20 protein-coding genes are annotated in these 18792 nt (G+C 72.6%); 8 read left to right on the top strand and 12 right to left on the bottom strand.

Features of this window, described 5'->3' with window-relative positions:
• Positions 1 to 22 precede the first annotated feature (22 nt).
• Genes ABZ454_RS20265 through ABZ454_RS20250 form a run of 4 tightly spaced genes read right to left on the bottom strand, consistent with a single transcriptional unit; the run spans position 23 to position 4108 of the window.
• On the bottom strand, positions 23 to 1096 hold the full coding sequence (locus ABZ454_RS20265; RefSeq protein ID WP_359539647.1) for an acyl-CoA dehydrogenase family protein: 1074 nt from the start codon (positions 1094 to 1096) through the stop codon (positions 23 to 25).
• On the bottom strand, positions 1093 to 2085 hold the full coding sequence (locus ABZ454_RS20260; protein ID WP_359539644.1) for an acyl-CoA dehydrogenase family protein: 993 nt from the start codon (positions 2083 to 2085) through the stop codon (positions 1093 to 1095). The genes ABZ454_RS20265 and ABZ454_RS20260 overlap by 4 nt, the downstream gene beginning before the upstream one ends.
• Positions 2085 to 3260: an acyl-CoA dehydrogenase family protein gene (locus tag ABZ454_RS20255; RefSeq protein WP_359539642.1), complete on the bottom strand. Its 1176-nt coding sequence runs from the start codon at positions 3258 to 3260 to the stop codon at positions 2085 to 2087. The genes ABZ454_RS20260 and ABZ454_RS20255 overlap by 1 nt, the downstream gene beginning before the upstream one ends.
• On the bottom strand, positions 3260 to 4108 hold the full coding sequence (locus ABZ454_RS20250; RefSeq protein WP_359539639.1) for an enoyl-CoA hydratase: 849 nt from the start codon (positions 4106 to 4108) through the stop codon (positions 3260 to 3262). Before ABZ454_RS20250 ends, ABZ454_RS20255 begins: the two co-directional genes overlap by 1 nt.
• Before the next feature lie 46 nt (positions 4109 to 4154).
• Here ABZ454_RS20250 and ABZ454_RS20245 point away from each other — a divergent pair, with 46 nt between their 5' ends.
• Genes ABZ454_RS20245 through ABZ454_RS20230 form a run of 4 tightly spaced genes read left to right on the top strand, consistent with a single transcriptional unit; the run spans position 4155 to position 7928 of the window.
• A complete protein-coding gene (locus tag ABZ454_RS20245; protein ID WP_359539637.1) occupies positions 4155 to 5357 on the top strand; it encodes an acyl-CoA dehydrogenase family protein in 1203 nt (400 codons plus the stop codon).
• On the top strand, positions 5354 to 6139 hold the full coding sequence (locus ABZ454_RS20240; protein WP_359539634.1) for an SDR family oxidoreductase: 786 nt from the start codon (positions 5354 to 5356) through the stop codon (positions 6137 to 6139). Before ABZ454_RS20245 ends, ABZ454_RS20240 begins: the two co-directional genes overlap by 4 nt.
• Positions 6136 to 6738 (top strand): TetR/AcrR family transcriptional regulator, encoded by a 603-nt coding sequence (locus ABZ454_RS20235; protein ID WP_359539632.1) that lies wholly within the window; start codon positions 6136 to 6138, stop codon positions 6736 to 6738. The genes ABZ454_RS20240 and ABZ454_RS20235 overlap by 4 nt, the downstream gene beginning before the upstream one ends.
• Before the next feature lie 32 nt (positions 6739 to 6770).
• Positions 6771 to 7928, top strand: a complete 1158-nt coding sequence (locus ABZ454_RS20230; RefSeq protein ID WP_359539630.1) for an acetyl-CoA C-acetyltransferase — start codon at positions 6771 to 6773, stop codon at positions 7926 to 7928.
• A 16-nt stretch (positions 7929 to 7944) separates the two neighbouring features.
• Here ABZ454_RS20230 and ABZ454_RS20225 read toward each other — a convergent pair whose 3' ends face one another.
• Both ABZ454_RS20225 and ABZ454_RS20220 read right to left on the bottom strand, forming a co-directional pair.
• Positions 7945 to 8145 (bottom strand): DUF397 domain-containing protein, encoded by a 201-nt coding sequence (locus tag ABZ454_RS20225; RefSeq protein WP_359539627.1) that lies wholly within the window; start codon positions 8143 to 8145, stop codon positions 7945 to 7947.
• Entirely contained in the window at positions 8142 to 9017 is an 876-nt protein-coding gene (locus ABZ454_RS20220; protein ID WP_359539624.1) for a helix-turn-helix transcriptional regulator, read from the bottom strand. Before ABZ454_RS20220 ends, ABZ454_RS20225 begins: the two co-directional genes overlap by 4 nt.
• A 219-nt stretch (positions 9018 to 9236) precedes the next feature.
• On the opposite strand from ABZ454_RS20220, the gene ABZ454_RS20215 reads away from it, so the two are divergent.
• Positions 9237 to 9680, top strand: coding sequence for an ATP-binding protein (locus ABZ454_RS20215; RefSeq protein WP_356317520.1), 444 nt, complete (start codon positions 9237 to 9239; stop codon positions 9678 to 9680).
• Positions 9681 to 9779: 99 nt separating this feature from the next.
• On the opposite strand, the gene ABZ454_RS20210 is transcribed toward ABZ454_RS20215, so the two are convergent.
• On the bottom strand, positions 9780 to 11147 hold the full coding sequence (locus ABZ454_RS20210) for a M64 family metallopeptidase (RefSeq protein WP_359539621.1): 1368 nt from the start codon (positions 11145 to 11147) through the stop codon (positions 9780 to 9782).
• A 236-nt stretch (positions 11148 to 11383) separates the two neighbouring features.
• On the opposite strand from ABZ454_RS20210, the gene ABZ454_RS20205 reads away from it, so the two are divergent.
• Positions 11384 to 12820 (top strand): helix-turn-helix domain-containing protein, encoded by a 1437-nt coding sequence (locus tag ABZ454_RS20205; protein ID WP_359539620.1) that lies wholly within the window; start codon positions 11384 to 11386, stop codon positions 12818 to 12820.
• Positions 12821 to 12857: 37 nt separating this feature from the next.
• Here the strand turns inward: ABZ454_RS20205 and ABZ454_RS20200 are convergent, their stop codons facing one another.
• Positions 12858 to 13424 carry a TetR/AcrR family transcriptional regulator gene (locus ABZ454_RS20200; RefSeq protein WP_359539619.1) on the bottom strand — a complete coding sequence of 189 codons (567 nt, stop codon included), beginning with the start codon at positions 13422 to 13424 and terminating at the stop codon, positions 12858 to 12860.
• 87 nt (positions 13425 to 13511) lie between these two features.
• Here ABZ454_RS20200 and ABZ454_RS20195 point away from each other — a divergent pair, with 87 nt between their 5' ends.
• Entirely contained in the window at positions 13512 to 13973 is a 462-nt protein-coding gene (locus ABZ454_RS20195) for a nuclear transport factor 2 family protein (RefSeq protein WP_359539618.1), read from the top strand.
• Between the two features lie 139 nt (positions 13974 to 14112).
• On the opposite strand, the gene ABZ454_RS20190 is transcribed toward ABZ454_RS20195, so the two are convergent.
• From ABZ454_RS20190 to ABZ454_RS20175, 4 genes are read right to left on the bottom strand one after another with little or no spacing between them, the layout of a single operon-like run.
• Positions 14113 to 15180, bottom strand: coding sequence for a nitronate monooxygenase (locus ABZ454_RS20190; protein WP_359539617.1), 1068 nt, complete (start codon positions 15178 to 15180; stop codon positions 14113 to 14115).
• Complete coding sequence (locus ABZ454_RS20185; RefSeq protein ID WP_359539615.1) at positions 15177 to 15956, bottom strand: CoA-transferase; 780 nt, start codon at positions 15954 to 15956, stop codon at positions 15177 to 15179. Before ABZ454_RS20185 ends, ABZ454_RS20190 begins: the two co-directional genes overlap by 4 nt.
• Entirely contained in the window at positions 15953 to 16801 is an 849-nt protein-coding gene (locus ABZ454_RS20180; RefSeq protein ID WP_359539710.1) for a CoA-transferase, read from the bottom strand. The genes ABZ454_RS20185 and ABZ454_RS20180 overlap by 4 nt, the downstream gene beginning before the upstream one ends.
• A 14-nt stretch (positions 16802 to 16815) precedes the next feature.
• Positions 16816 to 17571 (bottom strand): enoyl-CoA hydratase family protein, encoded by a 756-nt coding sequence (locus tag ABZ454_RS20175; RefSeq protein ID WP_359539613.1) that lies wholly within the window; start codon positions 17569 to 17571, stop codon positions 16816 to 16818.
• 200 nt (positions 17572 to 17771) lie between these two features.
• Between ABZ454_RS20175 and ABZ454_RS20170 the strand changes: the two genes are divergently transcribed.
• Positions 17772 to 18692, top strand: a complete 921-nt coding sequence (locus ABZ454_RS20170; RefSeq protein WP_359539611.1) for an SDR family oxidoreductase — start codon at positions 17772 to 17774, stop codon at positions 18690 to 18692.
• The last annotated feature ends 100 nt before the right edge of the window (positions 18693 to 18792 follow it).

Below are 18792 nucleotides of genomic sequence, written 5' to 3'. Positions count from 1 at the left end.
CTCCGTGTCTGCTGGGACCCGCTCACCGGGCGGCCAGTCCGAGCCCGGCCGCCAGCCGCGCCCGGTGGTGTGCGGGCGGCCCGAACAGCTCGCCCGCCCCGTGCGCGCGCTTGAAGTAGCGGTGCGCGTCGTGTTCCCAGGTGATCCCGATCCCGCCGTGCAGCTGGATCATCTCGCCGGCCACCGCGGTGAAGGCCTCGGAGCAGACGGACTTCGCGACGGCGGCGGCCCGTGGCAGCGCGTCCGGGTCCTCGTCGGCGGCGAACGCGGCCCCGAGCGCTGCCGAACGCGCCGACTCCACCAGGACGTAGGCGTCCGCCAGCCGGTGTTTGACCGCCTGGAACGAGCCGATGGGCCGGCCGAACTGCACCCGGTCCCTGGCGTAGCCGACGGTGAGTTCCAGGCAGCGCTCGGCCGCCCCCACCTGTTCCGCGGCGAGTGCCGTGCACGCCAGGTCCCGCACGTGCTCCAGGTACCGCCCGCCGTCGCCGTCCACGCCCAGCAGGCGCCCCTCGGCGCCGGCGAGCACCCAACGGGCCTGGGCCCGCGTCCCGTCCATGGTCACGAGGGGCTCCCGGCGAACCCCGGCGGCGTCGGGCGCCATCTCGAAGAGCGACACCCCGTCCGCCGTACGGGCCGAGACGAGCAGCACGTCCACGCCGGGCCAGTCCAGCACGTGTTCCTTGGTCCCGGTGATCAGCCAGCCGCCACCGGGCCGCGCCACCGCCTCGGCGCGTACTGCCTCCTGGTCCCAGGAACCCTGCTCGGCCCAGGCCAGGGCGCCCACCGAGGCGCCCTCGGCGAGTCCCGGCAGCAGCCGCCCGCAGGCCTCCTTGTCACCGGAGGCGAGCAGTGCCCCGACCGTGAGCACCGAGGAGCCCAGGCACGGCAGCGGGCTCAGACTCCGGCCCAGCTCCTCCATCAGCACATGGACATCACGGGCGCCGCCGCCCGCCCCGCCGTACTCCTCGGGCACGGCCAGCCCGGCCGCACCGATCTGCGTGGCCAACGGCACCCAGGCGGCGTTCGCTTGATGCTGCGTCAGTACCGACCGCACCGCCGACCGGAGCTCTTCCTGTTCCTGCGTGAGTCTCATCGGGCCACTCCCATGACGCGGGCCCGGCACGCGGCCGGGGTACCCCACGCGTCACGCAGAGGCCGGGCCTTGCGGATCCACAGGGACAGGTCGAGCTCCTCGGTGTAGCCGACGGCGCCGTGCAGTTGGAGGGCCGTGCGCGCCGCCGCGTACGCTGCCTCGCCCGCCGTGACCTTGGCAGCGGCGATGTCGCGGCCCGCCGCGTCGTCGCCGGCGGCGAGCGAGAGCGCGGCGCCGTGCACCAGGGGCTGGGCGAACTCCAGGGCCAGCAGGGTGTCGGCCAGCCGGTGCTTGACCGCCTGGAAGGAGCCGATCGCCACTCCGAACTGGGTGCGCCGCGTGACGTACGCGACGGTACGGGCCAGCAGGGTCCGGCCGACCCCGAGCGCCTGGGCCGCCGTGGCGAGCGCGGCGACGTCGGCCGCGTACGCGGCGGCGTCGGTCACCTCGGGGCCCTGGGCGAGCACCGTGCCGCCGGGCGGCCGTGACAGCCGTCGCCCGGGGTCGGCCGAGGGCTGGACGGGACCGGACGCGGTGGCGAGGCGCAGGGTGTCGCCGTCCACCACGAACACCGCGTCGGCCGCGTCGGCGTCCAGGGCGTACGGGCCGAGGGAGGTCAGGCAGAGGGAGAGGACCGACTTCCCGGCCGCGATGCCGGGCAGCCGCTCGGCGGCGACGCGGTCGTCGCCGAGCCGGTCCAGGAGGGCCGCCGCGGCCACCGTCTCGACCAGCGGCCCGGGGACGGCGTGCCGCCCCAGCGCCTCGAAGGCGAGGGCGAGTTCGAGGGGCAGCGGGCCGAACCCGTCGTGCTTCTCCGGGACCGCGAGGGCGAACACCCCGGCCCCGGCCAGCCGGGCCCAGACAGCACGCCCCGGGCCGTGGTCGCCGGCGGCCCAGGACCGTACGGCGGCCGGGGTGTCGCAGGAGGCGAGCAGGGCGTCGAGGGAGCGGGCGAAGTCCCGCTGCTCGGCGTCCAGGAGGAAACGCATCAGCGGCGTCCCTTCGGCAGGCCGAGCAGCCGCTCGGCGACGATGTCGCGCTGGATCTCGTTGGTGCCCGCGTAGACGGGGCCGGCCAGGGCGAAGGTGTAGCCCTCGGCCCAGCTGCCGTGGTCCGGCGATTCGGTGGCGTGGTCGGCGAGTTCGCCGTACGGGCCGAGCAGGTCGAGCGCCGTCTCGTGCAGCGCGATGTCCAGTTCGGACCAGTAGATCTTGTTGAGACTGGAGGCGGCCCCGGCCGGCCCGCCCTCCCCGTGCAGGACCTGGGAGGCCCCCGCGTAGGAGAACAGCCGATAGGCGCGGGCCCCGATCACCGCGTCGGCGACCCGGTCGCGCAGGGCCGTGTCCGCCGGGTCGCCGTACGCGTGCCACAGGGCGGTCAGCCGGTCCGCGGCGGCCGTGAAACGGCCCGGGCTGCGCAGGGTGAGCCCGCGCTCGTTGCCGGTGGTGCTCATCGCGACCCGCCAGCCCTGGCCGGGCTCGCCGATGACGTCCTCGTCCGGTACGAACACCTCGTCCAGGAAGAGTTCGGCGAAGGCGGGCTTCCCGTCCAGCCGCCCGATGGGCCGCACGGTGACGCCCTCGGCGTCCAGCGGGAACATCAGATACGTGAGCCCCCGGTGCGGCCGGTCCGCGTCCGGATCGCTGCGGAACAGGCCGAAGGCCCGGTCGGCGAAGGCCGCCCGGGAGGACCAGGTCTTCTGGCCGCTGATCAGCCAGCCGCCCTCGGTCCGTACGGCCGTCGACTTCAGGGACGCCAGATCCGAGCCGGACTCCGGCTCGGACCAGGCCTGCGCCCAGATGACCTCGCCACGGGCCATGGCGGGCAGCACCCGGGCCCGCTGCTCGGCACTCCCGTGCTCGAAGAGGGTCGGGGCCAGCAAGCTGATGCCGTTCTGGCTGACCCGGCCGGGCGCCCCGGCGGCGTAGTACTCCTCCTCGAAGACCAGCCAGCGCAGCAGGGAGCTCCCCCGCCCGCCGAACTCCTCGGGCCAGGTGACCGCCGACCAGCGGTCTGCGGCCAGGACGGCCTCCCACTTCCGGTGCGCGGCGAAGCCCTCGGCGGTCTCCAGGGACGGCAGGGGAGCGGCCGGGACGTGAGCGGCCAGCCACTCGCGCACCTCGGTCCGGAACGCCTCGTCGGCCGCGTCGAGATCGAGGTCCATCAGCCGCCCGCCCTCTTCATCGCCCGGATGTCCATGCCACCGAGCGCGTCCGGTGCGGTCTCGGCGTTGTGCGCGTGCGCCAGGTGGTGCAGGCCGAACACCGAGTCCATGCCGGTGTGCAGGCCCTGCAGGTCCTCGGCCTGGTTGACCGCACGCTTGGTGAGGGCCAGCCCCATGCGCGGCATCTCCGCGATCCGCAGCGCCAACTCCTCGGTGCGCGCGCTCAGTTCATCCCTCGGGACGACCCGGTTGACCATGCCGACCTCGTACGCGCGCCGTGCGCTCATCCGGTCACCGGTGTAGAGGAACTCCTTGGCGATCCGGGGCGGCATCACCCACGGGTGGGCGAAGTACTCGACGCCGGGGATGCCCATCCGGACCACGGGGTCGGCGAAGAAGGCATCCTCCGAGGCCACGATCAGGTCGCACACCCAGGCCAGCATCAGACCGCCCGCCACACAGGCGCCCTGTACGGACGCGATGACCGGCTTGGGCAGCTCGCGCCAGCGCCGGCACATGCCCAGATACACCTCGGACTCCCGGGCGAAGCGGCTCTCCGCGCCCTCCTTGTCCGAGTGGTCCCACCACAGCCCCGCCCGGCGCTCGAACGGCAGGTGCGCGTCGCGCTCCGGGGTGCCGATGTCATGACCGGCGGAGAAGTGCTTGCCCGCCCCGGCCAGGACGACGGTCTTCACCTCGTTGTCGTCGGCCGCGCGGTAGAACGCCCGGTCCAGGGCGTAGGTCATCGCGGAGTTCTGCGCGTTGCGGTAGTCGGGCCGGTTCATGGTCACTGTCGCGACCGGGCCCCGCTTCTCGTAGCGCACCGGTTCGTCGTGGGCGGCGGACATCGGCCCCTCCTTCCCTAACAAGTGTTTGGTAGATTAACGTACCCCCATGAGCAGCGTCGAGGAGTTCCGCACCGAGATCCGCGGGTGGCTGACCGCCAACCTCACCGGCGGCTTCGCGGGTCTCCGGGGCCGCGGCGGACCCGGACGCGAGCACGAAGCCTTCGCCGAACGACTGGGCTGGGAACGGCACATGGCGGCCGAGGGCTGGACCTGCGTGGGCTGGCCAGAGGAGCACGGCGGCCGGGGCGCCACCATCGAGCAACAGGTCGCCTTCCATGAGGAGTACGCCCTGGCCGACGCCCCCGCCCGGGTCAACCACATCGGCGAGCAACTGCTCGGCCCCACCCTGATCGCCTTCGGCACCCCCGAACAGCAGGCCCGCTTCCTCCCGCCGATCGTCGCCGTCGAGGAACTGTGGTGCCAGGGCTACAGCGAGCCGGACGCCGGGTCGGACCTGGCGAACGTGAGGACCAGGGCCGAGCGCGACGACGGGGGCGCCGCCCGCTCCAGCGGAGCCGGGAGTGAGGGCGACTGGGTCGTCACCGGGCAGAAGACCTGGACGTCACTCGCCCACGACGCCCAGTGGTGCTTCGTCATCGCCCGCACCGAACCGGGCTCCACCCGCCACGCGGGCCTGTCCTACCTCCTGGTCCCCCTCGACCAGCCCGGCGTCGAGATCCGGCCGATCCAGCAGCTCACCGGCACCTCGGAATTCAACGAGGTCTTCTTCGACGGCGCCCGCACCCGCGCCGAGCACATCGTCGGCGCACCCGGCGACGGCTGGCGGGTGGCCATGGCCACGCTCGGCTTCGAACGCGGCGTCTCCACCCTCGGCCAGCAGGTCGGCTTCCGGCGTGAACTGGAGACCCTCATCGAGCTCGCCCGGAGCAACGGCGCCGCCGACGACCCGCTGATCCGCGACCGCCTCGCCCGCGCCTGGACGGGCCTGGAGACCATCCGGTGCAACGCCCTGCGCATGCTCGACGGCGTGGCGGCCGGCGCACCCGGCCCCGAGGCGTCCATCGGGAAGATCTTCTGGGCCACCTGGCACCGGGAACTCGGTGAACTCGCCATGAGAGTCCTGGGCGCCGGTGGCATGAACGCCCCCCAGGCGCCCTACGAACTCGACGACTGGCAGCGGCTGTTCCTCTTCTCCCGCTCCGACACCATCTACGCCGGATCCAACGAGATCCAGCGCAACATCATCGCCGAGCGCGTCCTCGGCCTGCCCAAGGAGATCCGCCCGTGACCCCGCAGCCGCCCTACGTACCGGGCCACTCCCTGCTGGACGGCCGCACCGCGGTGATCACCGCCGCCGCGGGCGCCGGCATCGGCGGAGCGACCGCCCGCAAGTTCCTGGAGGAGGGCGCCCGGATCGTCATCGGCGACGCCCACGAGCGCCGCCTGAAGGAGAGCGCCGCCGCCCTCGCCGAGGAGTTCGGCGCGGACAAGGTCGCCGCACTGCCCTGCGACGTCACCCACCAGCAGCAGGTCGACGCGCTCTTCTCGCTCGCCGCCGAACGCCATGACGGCCTCGACATCGTCGTCAACAACGCCGGCCTCGGCGGCACCGCCGACCTCGTCGACATGACCGACGACCAGTGGGCCAAGGTCCTCGACGTCACCCTGAACGGCACCTTCCGCTGCACCCGCACCGCCCTGCGCCGCTTCAGGGAACAGGACACCGGCGGCATCGTCGTCAACAACGCCTCCGTCGTCGGCTGGCGCGCCCAGCGCGGCCAGGCCCACTACGCCGCCGCGAAGGCCGGCGTCATGGCCCTCACCCGGTGCGCCGCCCTGGAGGCCGCCGACTTCGGCGTACGCGTCAACGCCGTCGCCCCGAGCCTGGCCATGCACCCGCACCTGGTGAAGGTCACCACCCCCGAACTCCTCGCCGAACTCACCGAACGCGAGGCCTTCGGCCGGTACGCGGAGCCCTGGGAGATCGCCAACGTCATGGTGTTCCTGGCCAGCGGCTACTCCTCGTACATGACCGGGGAGACCGTCTCCGTCAGCAGCCAGAGGGGGTGAACACGATCACCGGCCCGGCGAACGCCGAACGCCGCGCCGAACTCCTCGCGACCGCGGCCGAGGTGTTCGCGGCCCAGGGGTACGACGCCACCACCGTCCGCCGCATCGCTGGCGCCGCCGGGATGCTCGCGGGCAGCCTCTACTACCACTTCGATTCCAAGGAATCGATGCTCGACGAGATCCTCTCGGCCTTCCTGGACGAGCTGTGGACGGGCTACGACACCGTCCTCGCCGCCGGACTCGGCCCCCGGGAGGCCATCGGCGCCCTCGTCACCCAGTCCTTCCGGCAGATCGACCGGCACGGCCCCGCGGTCTCCATCTACCAGCGGGAGTCCGGACACCTCTCCGCCCAGCCGCGCTTCGCCTACCTCGCCGACTCCCAGCTGAGGTTCGAGAACGCCTGGCTGCGCACGCTGGAACGCGGCGTCGCCGCACAGGACTTCCGCGGCGACCTGGACGTCCGGCTCGTCTACCGCTTCGTCCGCGACACCGTCTGGGTGGCCGCCTTCTGGTACCGCCCCGGCGGGACGCACAGCCCGGAGGAGATCGCCCGTCAGTACCTGTCGATGGTGCTCGCGGGCATCACCACCCCCAGCTGACACCCCATCATCTCTGCGTCGAAGGAGCAGTCATGGCCGAGGCCTACATCGTCGAAGCGGTACGCACCCCGGTCGGCCGGCGCAAGGGCGGCCTGTCCGCCGTCCACCCCGCCGACCTCGGGGCCCACGTCATCAAGGCCCTGGTCGAACGCACCGGGGTCGACCCGGCCGCGGTGGAGGACGTCGTCTTCGGCTGCCTCGACACCGTCGGCCCCCAGGCCGGGGACATCGCCCGCACCGCCTGGCTCGCCGCGGGCCTGCCCGAGGAGGTGCCCGGCACCACCGTGGACCGGCAGTGCGGCTCCTCCCAGCAGGCCGTCCACTTCGCCGCCCAGGGCATCATGTCCGGCACCCAGGACCTGGTCGTCGCCGGCGGCACGCAGAACATGTCGATGATCCCGATCGCCTTCGCAAGCCGCCAGGCCGCCGAACCCCTCGGCCTCACCGACGGCCCGTACGCGGGCTCCGCCGGCTGGCGCGCCCGCTACGGCGACGCGCCGGTCAACCAGTTCCACGGAGCCGAACTCATCGCCGAGAAGTGGGGCATCTCCCGTGAGGACATGGAGCGCTTCGCGCTCCGTTCCCACCAGCGGGCCCTGCGCGCCATCGACGAGGGCAGGTTCGTGCGGGAGACCGTCGCGTACGGGGAGGTGACGGTGGACGAGGGGCCGCGCCGTGACACCTCGCTGGAGAAGATGGCGGCCCTCAGGACGGTCGTCGAGGGCGGCCGGCTGACCGCCGGGGTCTCCTCGCAGGTCTCCGACGGCGCCTCCGCGATGCTCATCGCCTCCGAGCGGGCCGTCGCCGAACACGGCCTCACCCCCAGGGCCCGCATCCACCACCTCTCCGTACGCGGCGAGGACCCGATCCGGATGCTGTCGGCGCCCATCCCGGCGACGGCGTACGCGCTGAAGAAGGCCGGCATGTCCATCGCCGACATCGACCTGGTGGAGATCAACGAGGCGTTCGCCCCGGTCGTCCTGGCCTGGCTGAAGGAGACCGGCGCCGACCCGGACAAGGTCAACGTCAACGGTGGCGCCATCGCGCTCGGCCATCCGCTCGGCGCCACCGGCACCAAGCTGATGACGACGCTGCTGCACGAACTGGAGCGCACCGGCGGCCGTTACGGCCTCCAGACCATGTGCGAGGGCGGCGGCCAGGCCAACGTCACCATCATCGAGCGCCTCTGACCGGTCCGGGGCGGCGTCATCCCCGCGCGAGCGACACGAACGCCGCCCACTCGTCGCGGCCGATCCTCAGCGCGGGGCCGTCGCCTGCGGCTTTGGAGTCCCGTACATGAACCGCGCCCGGGGCCACGGCCACCTCAACGCAGTCGCCGCCGTCGGAACCGCTGTAGCTGCTCTTGAACCAGCCCAGCCCGTTTCCGGTTGCCTGCTCCTTGCTCATGTCTCTCCTACCAGCTGTTCGACGAGCCGCGCGGACTCCTCGACGTTCAGCGCCTGTGATCGCAGCTTGCCATACCGCAACCCGAACGCGCTTACGTCCGCCGGAACGCTCACCGTGCATCCGACGCCCTGCGACTCGAAGTACCCGAGGTGCTGGTGCTCCTTCGTCTGGACCGTCACGAAGGGGCCGTTCTTCCCCGGGTGGAACCCTCGCCCCGCAGGCATCACCTGAACCTCCACGTTACGCAACCCGCTCACCTCCAGCAGTCGTTGCCATTGGCCGCGCATGACGTACGCATCACCCACAGGGTCGCGCAACGCCTCCTCCCCGATGATGAACGACAGCTCCGCCATCGGGTCCCGCGTCAGCAGTCGCTGGCGGCCCAGCCGCGCTTCCGTGTGCTGGTCCACGATCTCCTCGCTGAACGGCGGACAGTGCCCGGCGAACACGGCACGTGCGTACGCCTCCGTCTGCAACAGCCCTGGTACCAGCAGCGGATCGTACGAGAAGCGGCTCAGCACCTCCGCCTCGACGGCCGCGAAGTTGCGGAAGAACCGGGGGAGCTTCGCCCGGTCCACCTCGGCCTGGAGCACCTCCAGTACGCCGCCCGCGTTCAGGGCCCGCTCGGCGGCCTCGGTGAACGCCGCCTTGGCGGGGCGGCGCCCCTGCTCGACCGAGGCGACCTGTTCCAGCGAGTAGCCGATGGCCGCACCCAGCGTCTGCTGGGTCAACCCGGCGCGCTTGCGCAGATGGGCGAGGAGGGTGCCGTAGGCCACCCATACCCCCGGCAGGTCGTGGTCCTCCCTCACCTTCGCCTGCGCCGCACCACCGTTCCTCGTCTCCGGCACCGTCCTCACGCCCCTCTCCGCCATCGCTTCTCCCTCCGCCCGCCACCCACGGCCGTCGACGCGGCTCCTGCGGGGAAAGGCTCAACGGGAAGGCCGTTCCCCCGGATACGGCCGCCGCCCGTACAGCACCCGTACAAGGCCCGTACAGCCAAGCGGCTTTGCTGCCCGCAGGGGTCGTACCTCCGCGCCGCGTACGGCAGTTGTGCCTGGTCACGACCGGTTGCGGCGTCCCAGCATGACGTCGTGAAGCAACAGGAAGACACCCGCGCATCCGGTACGTCGCACGGCGCCCTGCGCCTTCAGCTCAGCAGTACGCCGCGTGGCGCACGGCTGGCGCGCACCCTCGCCGTGCAGCAGGTCATGGAGTGGTCCGGCGATCCGTACGACTCCGATCCCGTCCACGCGGTCGCCCTCGTCACGGCCGAACTCGCGTCCAACGCGATCACGCACGGCCGCCTTTCCGGCCGGGACTTCCGGCTGACCGTGCTGCTCCTGACGCGGGCCGTCCGCGTCGAGGTCACCGACGCCCGCCCCGAACGCCTTCTCCCCGCCACGGCACGGGGACATGGTGATCCCGATGCGGCGGCGGGGAGGGGCCTGCTCCTCGTCGAGGCGTACGCGGCTCGGTGGGGGTGGGCCGTCGGTGACGCGTGCACCAAGTACGTGTGGGCGGAGGTTTCGCTGTAGGGCGCGAACTGGCCCCGGGGCTCAGGCGGTGCCGGGAGCGCCGGGGCCGACGGGCCCGTCGGTCGAGTGCGGGACGTCAGCGGCGGGGCCGCCCGGCCGTCAGCGCGGCTCGGGGCCCTTGCGGCCGGACGCCTTCACGGTCCAGCTCAGCTTTTCGGTGGCCTCGGCCCGGACCCTCGGGTCGCGGACCGACTCGGTCCGGTCCACGGACTCGACCCTGACGGTGTGCGTCCTGCCGTCCGCGGGAACCCCCAGCGCGGCGGGGACGACGCTGGTGAGACCCTGTGCCCGCCTCACCCGTACACCGTCGACGTACCAGCTCAGCTCAGGTGCCGCCAGGCCGGTCAACTCGGCCTGGGAGACCTCTATGCGACGTGTCCTGAGGATCGCACCGCTCGCACCGGGCTTGCTGCTCAGTGCGTTGGCCTCGCGGTAGAAGCCCGCGATCATGGCCTCCCGGCCGGGGAGGTTGAAGTCGCTGATGTTCAGTGCGCGCATGAGGGAGTTGGCGGTCGGGCGGTAGATCCCGAACGGGTAGTAGCTGCTGCCCTCGTACGTACCGACCGTGCCGCCCGTGGGGTCGCTCTCGCCGAGCCAGCGGTACCACTTGGTCCGGTTGGCGGCCATCCGCTCCGCGGTGAAGATGCTGGAGTTGATGTCGGGGAGCTCGCCGCCCGACCAGGTGCCGTAGCTGTCGTACGCGTACTCGTCCGCCAGGAGGCCCACGGAGTGGGCGATCTCGTGGGCGGCGATCATGCTCGACTGCGCGTTGTCCGAGGAGAGCGTCGAGACGCCGTCGAACGGGTAGCCCTCCGCCTCCAGCCCTGAGTAGCCGGCGCCGCCGTACTTGGTGGAGTGGGAGATGACGATGACCAGGTCGGCTTCGGGGGCCTTGGCGGCGTAGGAGGCGACCTTGTCGATGTCGGCGCAGATCAGACGCTCGGTGTCCGAGCACCAGAAGTAGCTGCCGAGGGCGGTGTCCTTGGTGACGTCGGCGCTGGGGTCACCGCTGATGCCGGATTCGGCGGACACCGCGTCGACGGTCCACACGTTCATGAGGCCCTGATAGCTCGAATAGGGCTCGATGCCGGTGATGGCCGCCCACTTGGTGGCCGCCGCGGTGTGGAAGGCGTCCTGCTGGCCGGCGGTGTAGCCGTCGCCGACGATCACCACGTCGAGCCGGTCGGCCGAGGGGCCGGTCACGGACAGCTTGCCGACCTGCCCGTCCGTGGTGGCCCCGGCGGGTGCCGCGCTACGGGCTGCGGCACGGCCGGTGGCCGCCTCTGTGGTGAGCGGTACCTCGGTCCGCCGGCCCTCGCCGCCGGGCTGGGGGAAGTACTCGACGCCGACTCGCTGTTCGTGGGTGGGCTCCGGGTCCACGGCGAACGCGGGAGCGGCGACGGCCGCCCCCAGGAGCGCCGTGAGCGTGAGACCCACGGATATCGCGGCCGCTCTGGATGTGCGCATGCCAATCCTCACTGTGCTGTCCGGCCCGGGGCGAAGGAAAGCGACAACGTAAATATGCTTAACGTGCGGCATAACCTAGGCTGGGCGGCGCGCTGTTGGCAACACTCCCGTCGGCTCCGGCGGTGAGGGAGACCGGGGTCGGCGGTGCCCGCGACGCCGGCCGGCAGGCAGTATGGGCCAGGGGCGATCGGCGACATCCCCGCTCAGTGGTCACGGACGCAGGACGAGGGGGAGCCATGGCGGAAACCAGAAGGGCGACGGGCGATCCGGAGCGGACGCCCGGGGGTGAAGCTCCCGCCCATCCTTTGCCGGAACAGGCGGGGGAGCAGGCCGGGCCGGCCGCGATCGGCCGCCGGGTGAAGCGCCTGCGCAAGGAACGCGCGCTGACGCAGCGGCAGCTCGCCGAGCCCGTGTACACCGCCGCCTACGTCTCCACCCTGGAAGCGGGCAAGGTGCGGCCCTCCGAAGCGGCGCTCCGGCACATCGCCGAACGGCTCGGCGTCGCTCCCGAGGAACTCGCCACGGGCAAGCCCACCCATCTCGCCGCCACCCTGCGCATGGAGCTGGCCGAGGCCCATCGGGTCCTGGCCGTCGAGGACGCCGACGACGCGCGGGCCGCCTACCGACGGGTGCTGGACCAGGCCGAGGAGTACGGACTCACGCAGGAACGGGCGGCGGCGCTCGTGGGCCTCGGGGAGTGCGCGTTGGAGTCGGGCGAACTGGCCGATGCCCTGGCCCGGTTCGAGGCCGCTGAACGCATGCTGGCCGGGGAACCGCTCCCCGCCCGGGCGCGGGCGGTCCGGGGCCGCTCGGTCGCCCACTACCTGGCCGGTGAACTGCGCTACGCGTGCTACGTGCTGGAGAGCGCGATCGACGAGCTGAACACGTCGGGGCTGCACGACCCGGGCGCGTTGCTCCAGCTCTACACCGCGTCGATCGCCCCGTACATGGACATGGGCGCCCATGCCCGCGCCGCGCAGGCCGCCGAACTCGCGCTCGCCCTGGTTGCGCAGGTGTCCGACCCCGCCCTGGTCGCCCACATGCACCGGACGGTGGCCCGCACCCTGATCGCCGAAGGCAGGGTCGACGCCGCCCAGACGTCGTTGGCGCGGGCCGCCGAGCTGTACCAGCAGTTGCAGATCCGCACCGAACTCGCCCACTGCCACTGGATGCGGGGCTATGTCTGCGCCCAGCACGGCGACCTCGCGCAGGCGGAGAGGGAACTGCGCACCGCGCACTCGATGCTGGTGTCCAAGCGCGCCGCCCTGTACGTCTCGCAGGTGGAGGTGGAACTCGCCGACGTCCTGCGCAGAAGGGGGAAGTCCACGGAGGCCGCGGAGCTCCTGCACAGTCTGCTGGCCGGCCTCAAGCCCGGGCGCGGTGCGCTGCACGCCGGCGGCGCGCACCGGCTCCTCGGACTGATCGCCGAGGAGGCCGGGGACGCCGAGGCGGCCGAGCTGCACTACGCCACCGCGCTCTCCCTGCTCGAACAGACGGGAGCGGCCGGAGACGTCGCCGACATCTGCCGGCTGCTGGGAGACCTGCTGCGCAGTGAGGGCCGGACGGAAGCAGCGCTGAACGCCTACCGGACGGGCCTCGGGCACCGCGCCGAACCGGGCACCACCACCCTCGGCCCCGCCCCCGCCCGGCCGCCGTTCGCACCCTGGGCCTGACGCGGGCCGGCCGGCCGCCGGCTTCGTGGCCGGTGGGTCACGAAGCGCCGAGGAGCGTCGCGGCGGCCGCGCGGGCGTGCCGGGCAGGGGCCGGGTCGCCGCTGATGCCCGCCGTCACGATGGCTCCTTCGGCGAGGAGGAAGACCGGCTCGGTCACGGGTGTCCCGGTGGCGCGGACCCAGGTGGCGACCTGGTCGTGGAACGCCCGCTTGTGCGACCGGACCTCGGTCAGCACCGCCTCGGACGACGGGCCGAGTTCGCCGTGGGCGTTGACCCAGGCGCAGCCGCGGAAACCCGGCTGTGCGAACCACTCGGCGAGCCAGTCGAAGACCGCGAGTACGCGCTCGTGGGGATCCGCGACCTGTTCCACGTGGGCGGCGAGGTCCCCCCTCCAGCACTGGTCACGACGTCTGAGCACGGCCACGACGAGGTCCTCCTTCGCCGCGAAGAACCGGTAGATCCGCTTCAGCGGCAGACCGGAGGCCGCGCGCACCGCGTCCATGCCCACCGCCTGGATGCCCCGCTGGTAGAAGAGCTCCTCCGCCGCGTCGAGCAGCGCTTCGCGGTCCAGGCGGTTCTGTTCCTCGGTGAGGGGGGCCGGCATGGGGGGCTCCTTGACATTGAGAACGTTCGTTCCCTACCTTAGCCTCCGTCGATAGGGAACGAACGTTCTCGATGCCAGGAGGCAGTGATGTCGGAGGATCGCCCGCCCTACCCGCCGTTCACACGGGAGACGGCCCTGCGGAAGGTCCAGGCCGCGGAGGACGCGTGGAACACCCGCGATCCCCGACGGGTGGCGATGGCCTATACGCCGGACTCGGTCTGGCGCAACCGGGACACGTTCGTCAACGGCCGCGAGGAGATCGTCCGCTTTCTGACACGGAAGTGGGAGCGCGAGCGCGACTACGCGCTGCGCAAGAGCCTCTGGGCGTTCCACGAGGACCGCATCGCCGTCCGATTCCAGTACGAGTGGCACGATGCGGAAGGCCGGTGGTGGCGCAGTTACGGCAACGAGCTGTGGGAGTTCGACCGGCACGGTCTGATGCGACGCCGTGAGGCGAGCATCAACGACGTCCGCATCGCGGAAACCGACCGGCGCATCCGCGGTCCCCGGACCGCGGACGAGCACGGGGTGGACCTCCCGCTCGAGTGACACGCCGTCGCGGGAGCGTGGGAGCACGGGAGCGGTCGGCGCGATCGCCTGACGGGGGCGGCGGTGGCCGGCGGTGGCCCCATGGTGTGGGGCGGCCCGAGGGTCCGGACCGCCCCACCACCCGCGTACAACCGGGACGTCAGCCGGCCCCCGGCAGTGACTTCAGTGCCGCCCGCGCCTCGTCCATGATCCGCTCGACCAGCTCCGAGCAGGACGGCAGGTCCTCGATCAGGCCCGCCACCTGGCCCGAGGCCATCACCCCGATGTCCGTGCGCCCCTCGACCAGCGAGGCCTTCAGCAGCATCGGCGTGTTGGCGGCCAGCAGCACCTGGCTCCAGGTCAGGTCCTTGCCGTGCTTCATCGCCAGTCCGTCGCGGATCAGCTGGGGCCAGCTCGCGCGGGTCTCCTTCCGGAAGGCCGAGGCGTGCCGCAGCGCCCGCAGCGTCGAGGTGGCGCGGCCGGAACGCTCCAACGAGTCCACCATGGCGGTCCGCAGCATGCGGTGCGGCAGACCGTCGACCTGTGTGGTGACCGTGACGTCCTTGACGGTGGCGGCCAGGTACTTCGCCTTCACCGCGGCGGGCACGGTGCTGTCCGAGGTGAGCAGGAAGCGCGTGCCCATGCCGATCCCGGCCGCCCCGTAGGCGAGCGCGGCGACCAGGCCGCGGCCGTCGTGGAAGCCGCCCGCCGCGATCACCGGAATGCCGACCGCGTCCACCACCTGGGGCAGCAGCACGGTGGTGGCCACGTCGCCCGTGTGCCCGCCGCCCTCACCGCCCTGGACCATCACCGCGTCCGCGCCCCACGCGGCGACCTTCTCCGCGTGCCGGCGGGCGCCGACGGAGGGGATGACGACGACGCCGGCGTCCTTGAGGCGGGCGATCAGGTCCTTGGAGGGGGCGAGCGCGAAGGACGCCACCCGTACGCCCTCGTCGATGATGATCCGGACCCGCTCGCCCGCGTCTCCCGCGTCCGCCCGCAGGTTGACGCCGAACGGCGCGTCCGTACGGGACGTGACCTCCCGGACCGCCGCGCGGAGCTGCTCGACGGTCATCGTCGCGGAGGCCAGGATGCCGAGCGCCCCCGCGTCGGCCGAGGCGGACACCAGACGGGGGCCGGCCACCCACCCCATGCCCGTCTGCACGATCGGGTAGCGCACCCCGGTCAGCTCGGTGAGCGCGGTCGGGAACGACACGGGGCCGCTCACGCCGGGACCTCGCGCTCGCGCAGCCCCTGGGGGTCGATGACCTCGCGGATCAGGCGGAGTTCGGCCTCCGTGGGCTCCCGGGTGAACGGGACGTCGGCGGGGACGGTGAGCGCGAACCCGGTGGCCGCCGTGACCTGTTCGAGGCTCACCCCGGGGTGCAGGGAGCGCAGCCGCATCGTCCGATCGGGGGTCTCGAAGTCGAAGACGCCCAGATCGCTGATGACTTCGGGGATGCGGTGGTAGCGGGTCGCGGATGCGCCGGCCGCCGCCGCCCGGGCGTACCCGACGCCGGAGACCATGTCGACGTGCTCCACGAATACCCGCGCCGAGTGCTTGGGTACCCAGTAACTCGTCGCATTGTTAAGGGTGTTGACCGGAGCACCCCGTACCCCGAGCAGTTGGCGCGCGGGCCTCGCCCAGTCGCCGATGCAGGAGATGTTCTGGTTGCCGTGCCGGTCGATCTGGCTGGCGCCCATCATCACGTGCCGCCGGCCGGTGGCGGTCAGCGTCAGGTGCTGGCGGAACGGCAGCCAGCCCTCGACGGCCCCCGGCTTCACCCCCACCGCCGGGGTGTCGGCCATCAGCAGCGCCTCCCCGTCGGTCAGCAGCAGTTCGGGGGAGAAGGTGAGCCTGGCCAGGCGTGCCCCGATGGCCGGGACGGTGCCCATGGGGCTGGCGAGGATCTCGCCCGCGTCCCGCCACGCCTCGGCGCAGGCCACCACGCAGTACTCGGCGCGGCTCACGGTCCGGATGCCGGTGGTCTCGGTGCCGCTCATGCTTCCTCCTGGTGGAACGCGGTGACGGCGGCCTGGTAGGCGGCCTCGTCCCCGGACAGGAACCGTTCGACGAAGGCGGGCCAGGTCTCGGGGTCGCGGGCGGCCCGGACGTAGGCGCGCTGGAAGGCCTCGTCCCGGTCGTGGTCGGGCACGCAGGAGGTGAAGTGCGCGCCGTTCGGCGTCTCGACGACCCCGTCCACGAACATCCGCTTGACCAGCAGCGTCTGGGGGCCGTGCTCCTTGAGCAGGTCCGCCGTCTCGACGATGCGCTCGCAGGAGACGAAACCCTGGTCGGCGGCCTCGCAGAACAGGTCGTCGAAGTACGGGTCGGGGCCCAGGTACTGGCCATTGCCCTGCGCGTCGCAGCGGTTGAGGTGGACCAGGGCCGCGTCCAGCCGCAGCGCCGGAGCCGCGACCAGCCTCTCCCCGTCCTCGTACGGCGAAGTGACCGTGCGCAGCGCCGGATTGACCTCCATCAGGTCCGAGCCCAGTCCGGCGCGCACCGGCATGAACGGCAGCCGCTGCGCGCCCGCCGTCAGCCCCCACATCATCATCGCCTCGTCCATCTCGGCCATCTCGAAGGCGCCGCGCTGCCGGGCCGCCGTGAAGTGCGGCTCCAGCGGTATCGAGTCGAGCGTCCCGAAGGCCGCGACCAGCTTGCGGATCTTCCCCGCCGCCGCGAGCAGGCCCACGTCGGGGCCGCCGTACGAGACCACGGTCAGGTCGGTGATGTCCGAGCGCAGCAGCGCCCGCACCAGGGCCATCGGCTTGCGGCGCGAGCCCCAGCCGCCGATGCCGACCGTCATGCCGCTCTCCAGCCGGCCGACGACGTCGTCGGCCGTCATCGTCTTGTCCTGGGTCACGTCTGCTGCTCCTTGTCCGAGCCGAAGGTGTCGCGCACCCGGTCGGCGACGCCGCTGAGGTTGGCCTCGAAGGTGAAGCCCTGCTCGAAGCGGTAGCTGCGGCGTACGTCGACGGGGTCGATGCCGTTGATGGCGGCCTTGGCCAGACGGATGAGGTAGCCGTCCTTCGCGGCGATCTCCCCGGCCAGCTCCAGGGCGGCCCCGGTGAGCCGGTTCCGCGGCACGACGCCGAACACCGAGCCGTGCCGGTGCAGTTCCGCGGCCGTCACGGTGCGCGAGGTGTAGTAGAGGGTCCGCATCAGGTGCTGCGGGACCAGCCGGGCCAGGTGCGTGGCCGCGCCGAGCGCGCCGCGGTCCAGCTCCGGCAGCCCGAAGGACGCGTCGTCCGCCGCCACGATCACGTCCGCGTTGCCCACCAGGCCGATTCCGCCGCCCAGGCAGAAGCCGTGCACGGCGGCGACCACCGGGACCTCGCACTCGTAGACCGCGGCGAACGCCTCGAAGCAGCCCCGGTTGGCGCCGATCAGCGCCTCGGGCCCGCTCGCGTGCTGCATCTCCTTGATGTCCACGCCCGCGTTGAATCCGCGTCCCTCGGCGGTGAGCACCACGCAGCGGATGTCCGGGTCGGCCCCGGCGGCTCGTACCGCCGTGGCCAGGTCGTACCAGCCCTGGACGGGCAGGGCGTTGACCGGAGGGAAGTCCACGGTGACGACGGCGACGCCGTCGCGTGGGACGGAGGTGGAGACACCCATGAGCGGATCAGCTACCTTTCCACCAAACGTTTGTTAGGCCCGAAGATAGCAGCGATACGAACGCCGCGGGAGGGCGTCATGCCGCAGTGGTACCGGCGCCCCGGTTCCCGCACAGCGGGCGGCGCCCCTCGTGCGTCCGCGTCACGCGCCGCCCGCCGGCCGCCGCGCACCGGCTGTCGCCCGTCGAAAGGACTCTCGTCATGACCTCACCCACCGCCCTGTGTGCCGGACGTGTCGCCGTCGTCACCGGCGCCGGCCGGGGGCTCGGCCGCGCCCACGCCCTGGCCCTCGCCGCCGAGGGCGCGAAAGTCGTCGTCAACGACCTCGGTGTGGGCCTCGACGGCTCGGGCCCGGGCACCGGTCCCGCCCAGGAGGTCGTGCGGGAGATCCGCGCCGCCGGGGGTGAAGCGGTCGCCCACGACGGGGACATCGCGACCTCCGAGGGCGCGGCCTCGCTCGTCGCCACCGCGCTCGACTCGTTCGGCCGGCTCGACACGCTCGTCAACAACGCCGGCTTCCTGCGCGACCGGATGCTGGTCAACCTGGACGAGGACGACTGGGACGCCGTGCTGCGCGTCCACCTCACGGGGCACTTCCTGCCCCTCAGGCACGCGGCGGCGCACTGGCGCGCCGAGGCGAAGGCCGGGCGGACGCCCGAGGCCCGGGTCGTCAACACCAGTTCGGGGGCCGGGCTCCTGGGCAGTGTCGGCCAGGGCAACTACGCAGTGGCCAAGGCGGGCATCGTCGCCCTGACCCTGGTGGCCGCCGCCGAGATGGGCCGTTACGGCGTCCGGATCAACGCGATCGCCCCGGCCGCCCGGACCCGGATGACCGAGGCCACGTTCGCCGAGACGATGGCGGCCCCCGGGGAGGGAGCCTTCGACGCGATGGCCCCGGAGAACGTCTCGCCGCTGGTCGTGTGGCTGGGCTCCGCCGCGTCCGCCGGGGTGAGCGGCCGGGTCTTCGAGACCGAGGCAGGACGGATCACCGTGATGGAGGGCTGGCGTCCCGGTCCCACCGCCGACAAGGGCGCCCGCTGGACCCCCGCCGAGGCGGGGGAGGCGGTGACCGGCCTGCTGGCGGCGGCCGGGACCCCGCAGCCGGTGTACGGAGCCCTCTGACGACATGACGACATGACGACGCGGAGGAGCGGCCCCGCCCCGGCCTGTCACCGCCGCCGGTGAGGGCCGGAGGCGCTGATGAGGCGGGCGCTCGGCGGGG

This window comes from Streptomyces sp. NPDC005803 (assembly GCF_040630435.1).
Taxonomy (GTDB): domain Bacteria; phylum Actinomycetota; class Actinomycetes; order Streptomycetales; family Streptomycetaceae; genus Streptomyces.
The sequence above is the reverse complement of the archived record's forward strand: the minus strand, read 5'-3'. Positions and strand labels throughout refer to the sequence as shown.